This window comes from Brevibacterium iodinum ATCC 49514, from assembly GCF_900169265.1.
Lineage (GTDB): Bacteria > Actinomycetota > Actinomycetes > Actinomycetales > Brevibacteriaceae > Brevibacterium > Brevibacterium iodinum.
The window spans coordinates 67,486-82,814 of sequence record NZ_FXYX01000002.1; the positions used below are offsets into that span (position 1 = coordinate 67,486).

Sequence of the window (15,329 nt, forward strand, 5' to 3'; positions counted from 1 at the left end):
CCCCCTCCGCGTCGGCGAAGAAAGAGAAGACAGATGTGGCCGGGTTCCGAAGAACCCGGCCACAGTCGTCTGGCACGATCAGCGCGTGCTGATCATCCAGCTGATTCTCAGCGCACGTTCTCGAGGTCGCAGACGAAGATCAGCGACTCTCCGGGCTGGATGACTCCGCCCGCGCCCTGATCGCCGTACGCAAGGTGCGGTGGGATCTGCAGGGTGCGGCGTCCGCCGACCTTCATGCCCTGGATGCCCTGGTCCCAGCCGGAGATGACCATGCCGGATCCGAGGCGGAATTCCAGCGGGGTGCCGCGGTTGTACGAGGCGTCGAATTCCTCGCCTGTGGAATGGGCGACTCCGACGTAGTGCACGCTCACGGTGTCGCCGGGTCCCGCCTCGGCGCCGGTGCCGATCACATCATCGGTGATGATGAGCTCGGTCGGGGCGTCTCCGCCGGGGAAATCGACTTCGGGCTTCTGCTTGCTCATGTGTTCCTCCTGGTGTCGGTTCTGTTGGGATATCGGACGTTCTCAGCCCTGGGCCGAGAGGATGTCGACGACGAAGATCAGCGTCGAGTTCCCTGGGATCGAGTCGTTGCCCTGTTTGCCGTAGCCCTTGTCCGGCGGGACGACGAGGACGACCTGGTCGCCGACCTTCTTGCCGACGAGCCCCTCGTTCCAGCCGTCGATGACCTGCGCCTCGCCGACCGGGGCGACGACGAGGGGCTGTCCGTCCTTCTTCCAGTTCGAGTCGAAGGTCTTCGATGTGTCGTCCCAGAGCCAGCCGGAGTACTTCACGGCGACGCTTTGGCCCTTCTTGACCTCGTCGCCTTTGCCTTCGATCGTCGTGTACGACTCGAGCTCGGTCGGCTTCTTGCCCTTCGGCTTCGAGATCGATGGAGCACCGTCATCGGCCCACTTCACGGTCACGGGGTTGTCCGACTGATCGGCTTTCTTCCCCTCGGCGCGAGTCAGCGGCTTCTTCGTGTCCTCGATGTCGATGACGTAGACGAGCGTCTGTGACGCCTCCCCCTGCTGGGCGTTGCCGTTGAGCGACATCATCACGCGGGAACCGACCTTGACGTCGATGAGCGCGTTGTAGAGGCCTTCGGAGATCTGGGACTTGTCCATGGGGAATCCGGCGGCGGAATCCGAATCGTAGCTGGATTCGACGGTCTTGCCGGTCGTCCCGGAGACCAGCGTCATCTGTGCCGTGACCTGCTCGCCGTCCGCGACCTTGTCGCCGGTGCCCTCTTTGAGCACCTTCTTCTCGGTCTTGTCCATGACCAGCGGTGCTTCGAAGCTGACCTTGGGTTTCTTCCCCATCTTGCCGTCGACGGTGATGTCGTCGAGACTGGTCGACTTCGCGTCCTGAGCGGCCACCGACGTCGGGGGCGTGTTCGAGTCCTCTGACTCATCACCCTGCCCGCAGGCCGAGAGCAGCAACAGGCCCGCCGCGATGGCGCTGAGCACTTTGGTGCGCACTGGTTTCCTTTCGTCACGCCGAGGCCGCGCCCGGGTAGGGGCTCGACCGAATCACAGGGCGATCTTACAGGCCCGCGATGAGTGTTTCCGCCTGCGGGTGAGTCGTGGCGAACGGGTCCTTGAGTGCGACTGCTCGACCGGATTCGTCGTTGAGGCGCAGGTGCACCCAGTCGACGGTGTAGTCGCGACGGGCCGCATGGGCTGCGCGGACGAATTCGCCGCGGATCGCCGCCCGTGTGCTCGCTGGCGGTGCGTCCTTCGCTCGTTCGGCCGCCTCGGCGGGGACGAGGCTCTTCGCCATCCCGGCGGCCTCGAGTTTGGGAAACAGGCCCGTCGCGGGCGTGATGTCGTGGAAGGCGATGTCGAGGCGGTGGATGCGCGCATCGGCGATATCCGTGATTCCGCGCTGCAAAGACCGTTCGATGAGGGTGCGTTTCATCACCCAGTCGATCTCCGTGTCCACGGTCGAGAAGTCCTGCGATTCGACGGCGGTGAGCATCCGCGTCCACAGGTCGATGACGTAGCGGGCCAGATCATCATCGCCGAGGCTGTGCTCCCCGGACTCCACGATCCGCTGCGCCCGATCCCGGTAGTCGCCGAGCAGCCCCAGCGGAGTCGTTGTGGTTCCGTCGGTGCGTTCGAGCACGACCCGTCCCGTGAGATCGCGGGCGACGAGCCTGATATCGCGCACTGGGTGGCGCAGCCCGTTCTCCGGGATCCGTGCGCCCTGTTCGATGAGGTCGAGCATGAGCACTGCGGATCCGATCTTCAGCGCCGAGGTGGCCGTCGACATCGAGGAATCACCGACGATGACGTGCAGCCGCCGGTACTTCTCCGCATCGGCGTGCGGTTCGTCGCGGGCGTTGATGATCGGACGCGACCGTGTCGTCGCCGAAGACAGCCCTTCCCACATGACGTCGGACCGCGCCGAGAGGCCGAACATCATCTCCGAGCGGTCGGCTTCCTCGTCGGGGGTGAAGGCCGAACGGCGCGGGATCACGGCTCCGGCTCCGACGAGCAGCTGCCGTGAGACGAGGAAGGGCAGCAGGACCGTGGTCAGCCGGTTGAAGTCGAGGGTGCGGCGGATGAGGAAGTTCTCGTGGGACCCGTACGAATTGCCTGCCGCGTCCGTATTGTTCTTGACCATGTGCACGCGTCCGCCGATGCCGTCAGCCTCGAGCGCGACCTGTGCTTTGTCCAGCAGGTCGATCATCAGGCCCTCGCCGGCTCGGTCCTGGGCAAGCAGGTCGCCTAAGTCATCGCATTCGGCGGTCGCATACTCCGGGTGGGATCCGACGTCGAGGTAGAGGCGCGACCCGTTGGGCAGGAATACGTTCGACGACCGGCCCCATTCGACGACGGGGCGGAAGAGATACCGGGCGATCTCCTCCGGGCCGATGCGTCGCCCCTCGGGGTCGGCAGTGTGGGCGAGTCCGTATTCGGTTTCGAGCCCGTAGATGCGTGCCATTCAGTCCTCCCGCAGTGCGCTCATCGCCGCATCGTCGAGGCGGCGGAACGCCCGCTGCTTCGTCGTCGTGCGGTCGAGGACGGCTGCCTCGAGTGCGTCGGTGGCCAAGATCGCCTGGTTCGCGGCTCCCAATGCCGTCACACCGTGGTTGAATACTTCGCGCAGAGTCATCTGCGAGCTGCGCACCCCGGCCAGGGATGCCGTGATCGCATCGGCCTGACCGCCGATGGCCACATGTTCGGTCTCGTCGATGACGGATCCGTCGTAGCTGAGCCGGTAGAGCTGGTCGGTCTCCGGTGTGAGTCCGAGTTCGGCGACGACGAGTTCGACCTCGAAGGGCTTCGACTCGGTGGTGAAGACGCCGGCCAGCGTCTGTGCGTACGCGTTCGTCAGTCCGCGAGCGGTGACGTCGGTGCGGTCGTAGGAGTATCCGCGCAGGTCGGCATAGCGTACGCCCGCCTGGCGCAGGGTCTCGAATTCATTGTACTTACCGACGGCGGCGAAGCCGATGCGGTCGTAGATCTCAGCGATCTTGTGCAGCGTCGGTGATGGGTTCTCCGCCAGCAGCAGGATGCCTGCGTCGAAGCGCATGACGACGACGGATCGGCCGCGGGCGATGCCCTTGCGTGCGAAGTCGGCCCGGTCCTTCATCAGCTGTTCGGGTGAGACGTAGAACGGTGCCTGACTCATCGACGGTCCTTTCGCGGTAACGGTGCCGCAGTCATCACCGGGCGGTGGCCGTGCGGCGGGCGACGACCTCGGTGGCGGTGTCCAAGACGGTGGCCGGTTCGACCTCGGTGACCCCGTTCTCGAGGTCGACGGTGAAGATCGTCGGAGCGATCTGCCGGACGAAATCCGGTCCGCCCGTCGCCGAATCGTCGTCTGAGGCGTCAAAGAGGGCTTCGACGGCCACCGCAATCGCCTGCTCGTGGTCGAGGTCGGCCCGCCACAGCTTCTTCAGCGCCCCGCGGGCGAATCCGGAACCGGAGCCGATGGAATGGAATCGGTGCTCTTCGTACTTTCCGCCGGTGACGTCGAAGCTGAAGATCTGCCCCTGCGGTCTGGATTCGTCGACTCCGGCGAACAGCGGGACGACGGTGAGTCCCTGCATCGCCAGGCCGAGGTTTCCGCGCAGCATCGCAGCCAAGCGGTTGGCTTTGCCGTTGAGCGAGAGACGGGCGCCTTCGATCTTCTCGTAGTGTTCGAGTTCGAGTTGGAAGAGCCGGATGAGGTCGAGTGCGACCCCGGCGGTGCCGGCGATGCCGATGACGGAGTAGTCGTCGGCGGCTTTGACCTTCTCCATCGAGTGCGAAGCGATGAGGTTGCCGATCGTCGCTCTCCGGTCACCGGCCATGAGGATGCCCGAGGCGGTGCGGAAGCAGATGATCGTCGTGCCTTCCGGCGACTGTTCGGCCAGATCCCGCACACTGGGGTGCGGAAGCGCTTCGGGCGCCGAGGAGCGGGCGAGTTCGACGAACGAGTTGCTCGTCGAACTCAAGAATGCAGGAGGGAATCCTGCCATCTCATTGGCCGCCCTTCTGCACGAAGTTCTTGACGAACTCCTCCGCGTTCGATTCGAGCACACCGTCGATCTCATCGAGGATGGAATCGACGTTCTGAGTGTTGATCTGTCCCTGCACAGCCTCCGGCGGATCGACGGGGGCGTCTCCCCCACCGGACGATTTGTCTCTCTGGACCTGTTCCTGCGAGCTCATCTCACACTCCTTCAGTCGTTCTTCGAACTCAGTCTATCCACTCCGAGTGCCTTCAGCAGGCCCTCGGCGGTCTCGATTCCCTCCACCCGATCGGCAAGCAGCTCACGGGTGCCTTTGAGCGGTTCGTGCATGGGCAGACGCACCACACCGAGGGCTCCCGCGTTCACCACGAGCGAGTCCCAGCTGGCTGCGACCAGATCCTCGCCGAGGCGGCTGACCGCCACGGAGCGCAGGAACGCGCGGGTCCCGTCGGGTGCGTTGACCACGGCGGCTTCGACCTCGGCGTCGGTGGTCAACCGACGGATGCGGCCGGCACGTTCGAGCTTGTGGAACAGCCCCTTCTCCGGGCGCACGTCGTGGTACTGGACGTCGATAAGGGCCAGCTTCGGATGGTCCCAGTCGATTCCCTCACGAGACCGGTAGCTCTCGAGCAGCACCCATTTGGCGACCCAGTCGATGGAATCGGCGAGAGTCTTCGGATCGGTCGAGAGCCCATCGAGGAATCGGCGCCATTCGGCGAGCACCTCGGCGGTTTCGGCGTCCTCGGCATCGGCGTGCTCGAGGCACGCGGAGTAGAAGGCTTCTTGTATCTCCAGCGCCGTTGTCGTCGTGCCGTCGCTCAGCGCCAGCGGAGCGCTGAGGCTGAGGTCGTGGCTGACGTCCCACAGCGCCTGCAGGGCATCGGCGAGTTCGATCTGCGGCGCCAGTCCGGCCTCGACGAGTCCGAGGACGAGGGAGGTCGAACCGAAGCGGACGAACGTCGCAGGCTCCGCCAGGGTGGCGTCGCCGATGATCACGTGCAGCCGGCGGTATTTCGCGGGATCGGCATGTGGTTCGTCCCGGGTGTTGACGATGGGACGGCGCAGGGTGGTCTCGAGCCCCACTTCGGCTTCGAAGAAGTCGGCGCGGGACGAGATCTGGAAGCCTTTGCCCTTGCCTTCGCGGCCGATGCCGACCCGTCCGGATCCGCACAGGATCTGCCGGGTGACGAAGAACGGGACGAGGCCCGCGACGATGTCGTCGAAGTCCGTGGACCGGTCGACGAGGTAGTTCTCATGGGTTCCGTAGGAGGCTCCCTTGGAGTCCGTGTTGTTCTTGTACAGATTGACCGGTTCCGCGCTCTTCTCGAGGGTCCGCACCGATTCGAGGGCGACGAGGTCGCCGGCCCGGTCGAAGGTGACGATATCGCGTGGAGTGAGGACTTCCGGGGACGAGTACTCGGGATGAGCGTGGTCGACGTAGTAGCGGGCGCCGTTCTCCGTGACGACATTCGCCAGGTACTGGGCTTCGACGTCGTCCTGCGGTATATGGGTCAGCTGCGAGGAGTCGGCGTCGGCGATGTTCATGAAGAAGCCGCGGGCGTCGGCCAATGGAGACTCGGTGGCGAAGTCCCAGAAGTTCTGGGACGACTTCAGTCCGCGCGGTCCGGCATACGCGTCGACGACACGCGCCGAGTCCCGCATCGGGTTCGCTCGCGGATTGCCCGGCTGGCTGAGGCCGAACTCCGTCTCGGCTCCCATGACGCGCCTGACTCTGAGCATCTGATTCTCCTCCAAGGTCTAGACTCGGGGACGTGGCAACGAAGAAATCTCATCTCCCCATCGCACTGATCGTCGACCTCATCCTCGTGGTTCTGTTCACGATCGTCGGTCATTACACACATTCTCACAGTTTCGATCCGCAGGGGCTGATGACCACAGCGTGGCCGTTCGTCGCAGCCCTCGTCATCGCCTGGCTGCTCACGGCCGTCTGGGATCGGCCGATCGCTCCGCTGGCCACGGGAACCGGTGTCTGGGCGATCACCGTCCTTCTCGGACTCGTCCTGCGCGGAATCGTTGGTCAAGGCGAAGACCCCGGAAATGTCGCAGTGACTTTCATGATCGTCGCGACGTCGCTCAACCTCATCACTCTCGTCGGTTGGCGTCTCATCGCCACGGCCGTCTCCGGCGGTTCAGGCCGCCCCAAGCGCAGCCGCTGAGCGCCGTCGGCCTCTGCCGTACACTCTGCCGCAGACGAGTCGAGCCCGCCGCTTCCGTCAGCTGACGGAAACGGCGGGCTCGTCGTTCTTACCGGACCCGGCTCAGACGAGGTCGGAGTTGGGCCGCACCTCGGCGATGTCGGTCTCGTACGACACCGTCGGGGCTCCCCTGGTCGTGTCGAGGTGCATCATCCGCAGATGAGTGACCCGTTCGCCCTTGCGCCCGGAGATCCGTGCCCATTCGTCGGGGTTCGTCGTGTTCGGCAGGTCTTCGTGTTCGCTGAACTCTTCGGCGATCGCATCCTCGAAGTGACCGGGGCGCAGACCGCGCTCGCCGGTGTCGAGCAGCGATTTGATCGCCGCCTTCTTCGCACGGTCGACGATGTTGTGAATCATCGCACCGGAGGCGAAGGCTGAGAAGTGGAGTACTTCCTTCGCCCCGTCGGCGTAGCTGACCTCGACGAATTCGTTCTCCGGAGTCTTTGCGAACATTCTTTCGACACAGCTGTCGATGAGTGCCGAGACCGCCTCGGCGGGGGTGTCGTGGCCGGCGAGCACGCTCGAGTGCAGGGGCAGCTCCGCGGTGAGGTACTTCTCGAAGATGTCTCGGGCCGCTTCGGCGTCGGGGCGTTCGATGCGGATCTTCACATCGAGTCGGCCCGGGCGCAGGATCGCGGGATCGATGAGGTCTTCACGGTTCGACGCACCGATGACGATGACGTTGTCGAGCTGTTCGACACCGTCGATCTCGGTGAGCAGCTGCGGCACGATCGTCGTCTCCACGTCCGACGACTTGCCGGTGCCGCGGGTGCGGAAGAGTGATTCCATCTCGTCGAAGAACACCACGACGGGGAATCCTGCCGACGCCTTCTCGCGTGCCCGGGCGAAGATCAGGCGCAGCTGACGTTCGGTCTCGCCGACGTACTTGTCGAGCAGCTCCGGACCTTTGATGTTGAGGAAATAGGTCTTGCTCGTACGCACCTTTCCGGTGCGGTCGGCCAGGGAGTTCGCCACGGCCTTCGCGATGAGCGTCTTTCCGCAGCCGGGAGGGCCATAGAGCAGGATGCCCTTGGGCGGTTTGAGCCCGTGTTCGGTGTAGAGCTCGGGATGTTCGAAGGGCAGTTCGACGGCATCCTTGATCTGTTCGATCTGGTCGGCCAGTCCGCCGATGTCCTGGTAGGTGATGTCGGGGACCTCTTCGAGCAGCAGCGAGGAGACCTCGGGCTTCTCGACGACCTGCAGCGCGTAATGGGTCTGGGTGTCGACGACGACGGCATCGCCGACGCGCAGTCCTGCGTCGACGAGGCCGGCGGCGAGGGTGAAGACCTGCTCATCGTCGCCGGGAGCTCCGACGAGGATGCGCTGAGAGTCGACGAACTCACGGACGTTGACGACCGATCCCACGGGTGGGAACTCGCCGGTGCCGATGATGACGAGGCCTTCGGACAAGAGCACATCGGCACCGGCGCGCAACGTCTCGGGCTCGATTTCGGGGGCGACGGCCACGCGCATGCGTCGTCCGCCGACGATGACATCGGCGGTCACTGCGTTCTCGCCGAGCGCGATGAGTGTGCCCCAGTTGTTCGGCGGCTCGGTCAGGCGACGAGCCTCTTCCTTGATCCGGTTCAGCTCATCACGGGCCGTGCGCAGAGTCTTCGACAGTGCTTCATTGCGTTTGCCCGCTGTGTAGAGCTGCTGGCGCAGGGACGCGGTGTCCTCGCGCAGCTTCTTCACCTCGGTCGTGGTCTCTGTCATCGATCCTCCTTCGGCCCTGTGCTGTTGCTGGTCGGGCTGTCTGTGACATCTGTGGGCTGCGCATCTGCGGAGCCGTCGGGCTCGGTGCGCAGGCGTCTGCCGGCGTCTCGCATCACCCGGCGCAGCTTCTTGCCGTGCGCAGTGCGGGTGCCGATCGCCGCCTCGGTGACCTCGGGCTCCGTCCACGCCGCCACATCCTCGGCGGCAGCGGTGGCTCCCTGAGGACGTTTCTTCTTCTCCAGCGGGCTGATGCCGTCGGCCATTCGGCGGGCCAAGATGAGGAACCCGGTGTGGGCGATCATCCGGTGGTCGGGCCGGACGGCGAGTCCGTCGACGTGCCAGCCGCGGACCATGGCCTCCATGGACTCGGGTTCGGCGAACTTGCCGGAAGCGCGCAGGGCTTCGACGAAGCGGGAGAGCTGCGGAACCGTGGCGACGTACGCGATGACGATTCCCCCGGGTGTCAGGGCTTCGCTGACGGCCTCGAGTGTGTTCCAGGGGGTGAGCATGTCGAGGACGACGCGGTCGACGCTGCCGGGCCCGAAGGTCTGCGGCAGGGTATCGGCAAGGTCGCCCACGGTGACCGACCAGTTCTCCGGTTCGCCGTCGAAGAAGTCGGCGATGTTTCCGGCCGCGATCGTGGCGAATTCCTCACGCAGTTCGAACGAGTGCACGGATCCCGTCGCGCCCACGGCGCGCAGCAGCGCCATCGACAGGGCTCCGGATCCGACGCCGGCCTCGACGACAGTCGCGCCGGGGAAGATATCGCCGAGGGTTACGATGAGTCCCGAATCCTTCGGGTAGACGACTGCGGCGCCGCGGGGCATGGAGAGCACGAAGTCCTCGTAGCGCGGGCGGAAGACCTGGAAGTCGACTCCCCCGGTGTTTGCGACGATGATTCCCTCTGTGCGCCCGATGATGTCGTCGTGGCTGATGAGCCCCTTGTTCGTGTGGAAGTGCTCACCCGGGGCGAGCACGAAGGTGTGCATCCGCCCCTTTGGGTCGGTGAGCTGGACCTTCTCTCCGCGGCTCAGAACGCGCGGGGGCCGGGAATGCAGTGGCTGAGTCATGATGAGTCCACTCTACGCTGGTGAGGATTGCCTCACACAACCGGCTCAGGCGGCAAGGAGTTCGTCGAAGAATTCCTGCAGGTCGATGACTCCGACCAGGGTGTTGCCGTCCATGACCAAGCTGAACTGCGCCTTGGGGCGGTGGGTGAGCGATTCGAGCAGGTGCGGGGCCGTGATGTCCTTCGGCACTCCGATCCACCCGGCCAGAGGGCGGGCGACCTCGCCGGTGGGAACCGCTTCGAGGGTTTCGGCGAGACGACCGGCTGCGGCGTGTCGGTCGACGAGACCGTACGGCAGCCCCTTCTGATCGAGGACGACGATGAGGGTGCGTTCCTTCGCGTTTCCCAGCGTGTTCGCATAGTCGAGGGTGTCGGCGAGGTCGGCGTCCCAGGTGGAGGCGATCGCGGGCTGGATGACCTGGGAGAGGTCGTAGGTCTCCATCTTCCGGGCCCGTTTGGCGTGGGTGGCCGCATCTCCGGCGGAGAACCACAGCATGATCGCGATGAGCGACATCCAGGCCACGGTCAGCGGATCGGGTCGTTCTCCGGCCAGCAGAGGGGTGATGACCGACCAGCCGATGAAGCCGACGGCGATGATCCGGCCGACCCAGCTGGCCACGATCGTGCCGAGGAACTGCGAACCCGTGATGCGCCACATGATCGCCTGCAGCGCCCAGCCGCCGTCGAGTGGAATGCCAGGCAGCAGGTTGATCGCACCGAGAGCGACATTGGCGAAGGTGACGGCGATGAGCAGCAGCCACGGCACCGAGGTGGGGCTGGCGGCGCTGAGACACCACCACCCCAGCAGGGCGAGAACGATGTTGACGATGGGGCCGACGATGGAGATGACGAAGCTCGTCATCGCCGCTTTGTCGCGCGGGTTGTCCATCTGCGGTTCGAAGCGGGTGAATCCGCCCCAGATGTTCAGCTCGATCGCGGCGACCTTCTGCCCGTAGAACTGGCCGGCGACTCCGTGCGCGAGTTCGTGGAGGAACACGGAGGCGAAGAGGAGGACAGCGTAGGCGAAGGCGACGAACCAGGCCCCGATGCCCAGATCCGGTCGGACCTGGTTGAGCCACGGGGTGAAGAGGATGGTGATCACGATGGCGGCGAGGAACCACGACCATGCCAGAATCACCGGAGCGCCGAGCACAGTGCCCAAGCGCAGACCCGATGACGCACCGGGGTGGTGGTTTTTCGCGGCCATTGAAGGGGTTCCTCCGGTCGATGTCGTGGTCAGCGGACCACTGAGGGTCGGTTACTCAGCCTAACAGCGACGACGCACTCATCGCTGGTCGCCACGTCGTGTCCGTGCAGGTCGTTACAGTGGAGTTATGGCCGAGCTCACCAGTCTGTCGCCCTCCCGGGCCAATGACTTCATCCAATGTCCTCTGAAGTTCCGCTTCCGCAGCATCGACAAGCTGCCGGAGCCGCCTTCTCAGGCGGCGTTCCGCGGCACTGTGGTCCATTCGGTGCTCGAGAAGCTGTTCACCGCGCCGGCGGCCGAGCGCACGGCGGAGCTCGCACAGACGATGCTCATTCCGGCGTGGGAGGAGCTCGTCGAGAAGGACCCCGATGTGCTCGGGATCTTCGAGGGCGAATCGGAGAAGGAGACGTTCTTCACATCGGCACGTCGGCTCATCGATTCCTACTTCGTACTCGAGTATCCCGAGCATCTCGAACCGGAGGAGACGGAGAAGTTCGTCCGCACCACATTGGACAACGGTCTCGAGCTGCGCGGGTTCATCGACCGCGTCGACGTCGCCCCGGGTGGGGAGCGGCGCCTCGTCGACTACAAGACGGGCAAGCAGCCGAAACCTCAGTACGGACGAGAAGCCAAGTTCCAGATGGGCTTCTACGCTCTCGTCGTCTACCGGCTCTCGGGCGAGCTCGTCCACACCCTGCAGCTGATGTACCTGGGTTCGCGCAGCGTGCTGAAGTCTCATCCGACGATGGCGGAGGTCGAACAGACCCAGTTCGAGATCGATGCCATCTGGAAGGACATCATCGCCTCGGCCGAGTCGGACCGCTGGCGGCCGAAGAAGTCACCGCTGTGCAATTGGTGCACGTTCAAGCCGCTGTGCCCGGCCTGGGGCAACGCCGCTCCCCCGACTCCGGAGATCACGAAGATCGTGGGGGCGTAGAGCTCAGGCGCTCTGCTGCGCACGGAGGCGTCGCAGATCGGCGACGCTGCGGCCTTCGAGACTGTTCCACAGGATCCGCCCCGGACGAGGTTCGAGGTCGATGAGATGCGGGATTCCGATCGCAATGGTGCCGGCCGCCTCGGCGCTGGCCAGACCCGGCTTCGAGTCCTCCAGTGCCACACAGTCGGCCGGGTCGAGGTCGAGCAGCGCAGCACCCCGCAGATAGGGCTCCGGATCCGGTTTGCCGGCGGTCACCTCATCGCCGGCGACCAGACCGGCGAAGCTGTCGGGCGGACAATTGGCGATGACCGCCTCGGCCAGCGGCCGGTACGACATCGTGACCATGACGTTCGGGATGCCTTCGGTCTTGAGTTCGGCCAGCAGCTCCAGCGCACCGGGGCGGAAGGGCACGGATTCTCGGATCTGTCCGATGACGTTGTCCATCAGGGTCTCGACGATCTCCTCGGCGGGAACGTCGAGGCCGGCCTCACGCATCATTCGAGCGGAGACGATGAGCTCGTTGCCGACGAATTCGAGCCCCTGCTCTTCCGACCAGGACAGCCCATGGGCGTTCATGAGCTCGGTCTCGGCGCGGATCCAATACGGCTCGGTGTCGACGAGGGTTCCGTCCATGTCCCACAGGACGGCGGCAGGGTCGGCTGATGCATGGTTCGTCATACGCCCAGCGTAGTCTGGAACCATGAGTATTCTTCCATCCGGGTCCGGGGCACTCGTCTTCATCGCCTTCGAAGGTCAGGATGCCGATGCTTCCGAAGCGGCGAGCTCACTGGTCAAAGATCTCATCGAGGTCTGGCACCTGGACGACTCCGAGATCCTCGACACCGATGGGTTCTACGAATTCCGCTTCTCCGAACCCGAGATCATCCGCGACGAGGACGGGACGGCGTCGATCGCCTGGCCGGGTGTCGCGGTCCATCGAGGTCTCCTCGGCGAGCAGCCGATCACGGTCATCCACGGTCACGAACCGGGATTGAAATGGCGGGAGTTCCTGTCCATCGTCCTCACTCACGTCGGTGACGACGATACCGTCATTCTCCTCGGCGGTCTCCATGCCGAGGTACCGCACACACGTCCGCTGCCGGTGGTGGCCAATACGGAGGACGCAGAGCTTGCGTCCGAGCTCGGCATCGACGCCAACGGCTATGAGGGTCCAATCGGCATTCTCGGTCTCCTCGGCGTCGCCTGCCGGTGGCGCGGGGTCCGCGCCATCAACCTGTGGGTGGGAGTGCCGGACTATCTGGCCGAGTCGCCGTCGCCGAAAGCCGAACTCGCGTTGGCGAAGGCGGTAGAACGCTATGCCGGCATCGAAATCGATATCCACGTGCTCGAAGAGGAGAGCCGGGCATGGGAGCTTGGCGCCGATGAACTCGTCTCCTTCAACCCGCGGCTGGCAGAACTCGTCCAAGCACTGGAGAAGCAGAACGATTCGACGGAGCTTCCCGAAGCCAGCGGAGATGCTATCGCGGCCGAGTTCGAACGCTATCTGCGCAAACGCGGCCGCGATAAGTGAATCACCGACTCCCGGTGGTCAGGCGGTGAACGCCGGTCGACATCGGACGAGCGATGTCAGTCGAGCAGGCGGATGCCGAGGAGGGCGTCGACGGCGTCGGCGACTCGGTCGCCGGTGATGGCTGCTGTCTCCGAAGGTTCGGAGTCCGCATAGTGTTCGGCCCATTCGTCGAGGATCCCCAGAGCCCGCGGGCTGTCGAGGTCATCGGTGAGTGCTTCGCGCAGCAGCCCGATGATGTGCTCACGCAGACCCTGGCGACATTCTGATTCGCATTTGGCCGCATGCTTCCATGCCTGCAGGCGTGCTTCGGCTATGGACAGCTGCTCCTCGGTGAAGCTCCAGTCGCTGCGGTAGTGGTTGGACAGGATCACGGTGCGGATGGCCATGGGATCGACTCCGCGCTCGCGCAGCTTCGAGACGAGGACGAGGTTGCCCTTGGACTTGCTCATCTTCTCGCCGTCGAGGCCCACCATTCCGGTGTGCATATAGGTCTTCGCCATCGGTGTGTCCCGCCAGGCAGCAGCATGGGCGGCGCTCATCTCATGGTGCGGGAAGATGAGGTCGCTGCCGCCTCCCTGCACGTCGACGGGGAAGCCGAGATACCGATCGGCGATGACAGTGCATTCGACATGCCAGCCCGGTCGTCCCCGGCCCAGTGTGCCTCCGTCCCAGGACGGTTCGCCTTCGCGTTCGGCCCGCCACAGCAGCGGATCGATGGGGTTCTCCTTGCCCGGAGTCTCGGGGTCACCGCCGCGTTCGGCCGAGAGCGCTGCCATGGTCTCGGCGTCGTCATGGCTGACTGTGCCGAACGGCGGGGTGATCTGCGTCGACACACGGTAGTAGACGTCACCGCTGTCGAGAGTGTAGGCGGCCCCCTTGTCCACGAGATCGCGGACGCCGGCGGCGATCTCGTCGACGGATTCGACGACGCCGATGAAACTCGCCGGCGGGATCACCCGCAGGGCTTCCATATCCTCTCGGAAGAGATCGATCTGCGACGAGGCGAGTTCGCGCCAGTCGACTCCTGTGGCATCGGCCCTCTCCAGCAGCGGATCGTCGACGTCAGTGGTGTTCTGTGCGTACTCGACTTCGAGTCCCGCATCGCGCCAGATCCGGTTGAGCAGGTCGAAGGCCACATAGGTGGAGGCGTGCCCGAGGTGCGTGGCATCGTAGGGGGTGATGCCGCAGACATAGAGTCGAGCGGTCTGCTTGGATCCGCGCAGCCTGCGCGGGCTGCGTGTGCTCGTATCAAAAACCGTAGGCACCTTGCCGGTGCTGGTCAGACGGGGCAGTTGAGGTTCGGGCCATGACTTCACGGCACCCAGCCTAACCGAGAGGCAGGCGTTCGGCACTTCCGAGGCGAAGTGATGCCGGTTTCATATCGGCGGCCAGGGAATGACGGTGCGATCGTCCGGTGCGTCGGGGAAGAATTCGGCGGCGAGAAGCCGGTCGCCCCGGTCCTTCAGAGCCTCGATCTCGTCGGCCGACAGGCAGTCGCTCAGCTGCGTCCGCAGCCTCTCGTCCATGGCGGCGACTTCCTGAAGCGCATCGATCTCTTCGGCGCAGAACGAGGTGCGAGAGAAACCCCACAGAACGGTGCGCAGCTTCTCCTCATTGTGGAAGGTCAGTCCGTTGTCGATGCCGAAGACGCCGATGTCGGCCGCGGCAGTGGTCGGCAGACAGCTGCCGGTGATGACATGACCTGCTTTGCGGTCGGCGTTGTTGGCGAGCAGGTCGAAGAAGGCAATGGAACGCAGGCTCTCGTCGAGGGAGTGCGAGAGCACGAGGTCACGTCCGTCCTCGGTGCGCAGAGCGAAGATCGGAGTGTGATCGACAGGGATCGCGTTGACCGTCGACAGCGTCACCGCTTCGTCATCGTCGGAGGCTTCGACATAGGCCTGCAGGGATCCGCGGCCGGCGGTCAGATCATCGCGCAGCACCGTCGGCGGAACGACCCCCAGGTCGAGTGCGGCGGAGAGTCGATACGCCGCCACCTCGCGCAGAGCCAGTGTCTGTGCAGGGAAATCGTGCAGGGGCCGTTCGCCCGAGATGGGCTTGTAGACGGCCTTGATCGCCCGGCCTTCGTGTTCGAGCACGAGCAGTCGGGTGTCGTTGCTGGCACGAGGGATCGATCCCATCTCCGTCCACTCCCCCGCAGCCAGCGCGTCGAGGAGAATCCCGTGGTCCATCA

General features: G+C 64.9%; 16 protein-coding genes. 3 read left to right on the plus strand and 13 right to left on the minus strand.

The features are described from left to right. Positions 1 to 107 precede the first annotated feature (107 nt). From BI49514_RS03085 to dop, 7 genes are all read right to left on the minus strand, one after another. On the minus strand, positions 108 to 482 hold the full coding sequence (locus tag BI49514_RS03085) for an FKBP-type peptidyl-prolyl cis-trans isomerase (RefSeq protein ID WP_025778366.1): 375 nt from the start codon (positions 480 to 482) through the stop codon (positions 108 to 110). Between the two features lie 42 nt (positions 483 to 524). Further along, positions 525 to 1,478 carry an FKBP-type peptidyl-prolyl cis-trans isomerase gene (locus tag BI49514_RS03090; RefSeq protein ID WP_244195104.1) on the minus strand — a complete coding sequence of 318 codons (954 nt, stop codon included), beginning with the start codon at positions 1,476 to 1,478 and terminating at the stop codon, positions 525 to 527. Between the two features lie 64 nt (positions 1,479 to 1,542). After that, entirely contained in the window at positions 1,543 to 2,946 is a 1,404-nt protein-coding gene (gene pafA / locus BI49514_RS03095; RefSeq protein ID WP_101544202.1) for a Pup--protein ligase, read from the minus strand. Beyond that, a complete protein-coding gene (prcA, locus tag BI49514_RS03100) occupies positions 2,947 to 3,636 on the minus strand; it encodes a proteasome subunit alpha (RefSeq protein ID WP_101544204.1) in 690 nt (229 codons plus the stop codon). Positions 3,637 to 3,670: 34 nt separating this feature from the next. Continuing rightward, a complete protein-coding gene (gene prcB / locus BI49514_RS03105; protein WP_101544206.1) occupies positions 3,671 to 4,468 on the minus strand; it encodes a proteasome subunit beta in 798 nt (265 codons plus the stop codon). A gap of 1 nt (position 4,469) precedes the next feature. Beyond that, positions 4,470 to 4,661 (minus strand): ubiquitin-like protein Pup, encoded by a 192-nt coding sequence (locus BI49514_RS03110; protein WP_025778371.1) that lies wholly within the window; start codon positions 4,659 to 4,661, stop codon positions 4,470 to 4,472. An 11-nt stretch (positions 4,662 to 4,672) separates the two neighbouring features. Continuing rightward, a complete protein-coding gene (dop, locus tag BI49514_RS03115) occupies positions 4,673 to 6,202 on the minus strand; it encodes a depupylase/deamidase Dop (RefSeq protein ID WP_101544207.1) in 1,530 nt (509 codons plus the stop codon). A 32-nt stretch (positions 6,203 to 6,234) separates the two neighbouring features. On the opposite strand from dop, the gene BI49514_RS03120 reads away from it, so the two are divergent. Beyond that, positions 6,235 to 6,639, plus strand: coding sequence for a DUF3054 domain-containing protein (locus BI49514_RS03120; protein ID WP_101544209.1), 405 nt, complete (start codon positions 6,235 to 6,237; stop codon positions 6,637 to 6,639). A 102-nt stretch (positions 6,640 to 6,741) separates the two neighbouring features. On the opposite strand, the gene arc is transcribed toward BI49514_RS03120, so the two are convergent. From arc to BI49514_RS03135, 3 genes are read right to left on the minus strand one after another with little or no spacing between them, the layout of a single operon-like run. Next, positions 6,742 to 8,394 carry a proteasome ATPase gene (gene arc, locus BI49514_RS03125; protein WP_101544211.1) on the minus strand — a complete coding sequence of 551 codons (1,653 nt, stop codon included), beginning with the start codon at positions 8,392 to 8,394 and terminating at the stop codon, positions 6,742 to 6,744. Then, complete coding sequence (locus BI49514_RS03130) at positions 8,391 to 9,464, minus strand: tRNA (adenine-N1)-methyltransferase (protein ID WP_101544213.1); 1,074 nt, start codon at positions 9,462 to 9,464, stop codon at positions 8,391 to 8,393. The genes arc and BI49514_RS03130 overlap by 4 nt, the downstream gene beginning before the upstream one ends. A 45-nt stretch (positions 9,465 to 9,509) precedes the next feature. Next, entirely contained in the window at positions 9,510 to 10,670 is a 1,161-nt protein-coding gene (locus BI49514_RS03135; RefSeq protein WP_101544215.1) for a site-2 protease family protein, read from the minus strand. Between the two features lie 127 nt (positions 10,671 to 10,797). Here BI49514_RS03135 and BI49514_RS03140 point away from each other — a divergent pair, with 127 nt between their 5' ends. Next, positions 10,798 to 11,607 (plus strand): RecB family exonuclease, encoded by an 810-nt coding sequence (locus BI49514_RS03140; protein ID WP_101544217.1) that lies wholly within the window; start codon positions 10,798 to 10,800, stop codon positions 11,605 to 11,607. Positions 11,608 to 11,610: 3 nt separating this feature from the next. On the opposite strand, the gene BI49514_RS03145 is transcribed toward BI49514_RS03140, so the two are convergent. After that, positions 11,611 to 12,285 carry an HAD family hydrolase gene (locus BI49514_RS03145; RefSeq protein WP_101544219.1) on the minus strand — a complete coding sequence of 225 codons (675 nt, stop codon included), beginning with the start codon at positions 12,283 to 12,285 and terminating at the stop codon, positions 11,611 to 11,613. A 22-nt stretch (positions 12,286 to 12,307) separates the two neighbouring features. On the opposite strand from BI49514_RS03145, the gene BI49514_RS03150 reads away from it, so the two are divergent. After that, positions 12,308 to 13,138, plus strand: a complete 831-nt coding sequence (locus BI49514_RS03150; RefSeq protein WP_101544220.1) for a proteasome assembly chaperone family protein — start codon at positions 12,308 to 12,310, stop codon at positions 13,136 to 13,138. 56 nt (positions 13,139 to 13,194) lie between these two features. On the opposite strand, the gene mshC is transcribed toward BI49514_RS03150, so the two are convergent. Together mshC and BI49514_RS03160 are read right to left on the minus strand one after the other, a co-directional pair. Further along, entirely contained in the window at positions 13,195 to 14,454 is a 1,260-nt protein-coding gene (gene mshC / locus BI49514_RS03155) for a cysteine--1-D-myo-inosityl 2-amino-2-deoxy-alpha-D-glucopyranoside ligase (protein ID WP_101544222.1), read from the minus strand. Positions 14,455 to 14,514: 60 nt separating this feature from the next. Continuing rightward, on the minus strand, positions 14,515 to 15,327 hold the full coding sequence (locus tag BI49514_RS03160; protein WP_101544224.1) for an SCO1664 family protein: 813 nt from the start codon (positions 15,325 to 15,327) through the stop codon (positions 14,515 to 14,517). Positions 15,328 to 15,329: the final 2 nt, after the last annotated feature.

Bases quoted from the DNA above. Each gene is read 5' to 3' on its own strand.
- BI49514_RS03085 (WP_025778366.1), bottom strand. From the start codon at position 482: ATGAGCAAGCAGAAGCCCGAAGTCGATTTCCCCGGCGGAGACGCCCCG.
- pafA (WP_101544202.1), bottom strand. From the start codon at position 2,946: ATGGCACGCATCTACGGGCTCGAAACCGAATACGGACTCGCCCACACT.
- prcA (WP_101544204.1), bottom strand. From the start codon at position 3,636: ATGAGTCAGGCACCGTTCTACGTCTCACCCGAACAGCTGATGAAGGAC.
- prcB (WP_101544206.1), bottom strand. From the start codon at position 4,468: ATGGCAGGATTCCCTCCTGCATTCTTGAGTTCGACGAGCAACTCGTTC.
- BI49514_RS03110 (WP_025778371.1), bottom strand. From the start codon at position 4,661: ATGAGCTCGCAGGAACAGGTCCAGAGAGACAAATCGTCCGGTGGGGGA.
- dop (WP_101544207.1), bottom strand. From the start codon at position 6,202: ATGCTCAGAGTCAGGCGCGTCATGGGAGCCGAGACGGAGTTCGGCCTC.
- arc (WP_101544211.1), bottom strand. From the start codon at position 8,394: ATGACAGAGACCACGACCGAGGTGAAGAAGCTGCGCGAGGACACCGCG.
- BI49514_RS03130 (WP_101544213.1), bottom strand. From the start codon at position 9,464: ATGACTCAGCCACTGCATTCCCGGCCCCCGCGCGTTCTGAGCCGCGGA.
- BI49514_RS03135 (WP_101544215.1), bottom strand. From the start codon at position 10,670: ATGGCCGCGAAAAACCACCACCCCGGTGCGTCATCGGGTCTGCGCTTG.
- BI49514_RS03140 (WP_101544217.1), top strand. From the start codon at position 10,798: ATGGCCGAGCTCACCAGTCTGTCGCCCTCCCGGGCCAATGACTTCATC.
- BI49514_RS03145 (WP_101544219.1), bottom strand. From the start codon at position 12,285: ATGACGAACCATGCATCAGCCGACCCTGCCGCCGTCCTGTGGGACATG.
- BI49514_RS03150 (WP_101544220.1), top strand. From the start codon at position 12,308: ATGAGTATTCTTCCATCCGGGTCCGGGGCACTCGTCTTCATCGCCTTC.
- BI49514_RS03160 (WP_101544224.1), bottom strand. From the start codon at position 15,327: ATGGACCACGGGATTCTCCTCGACGCGCTGGCTGCGGGGGAGTGGACG.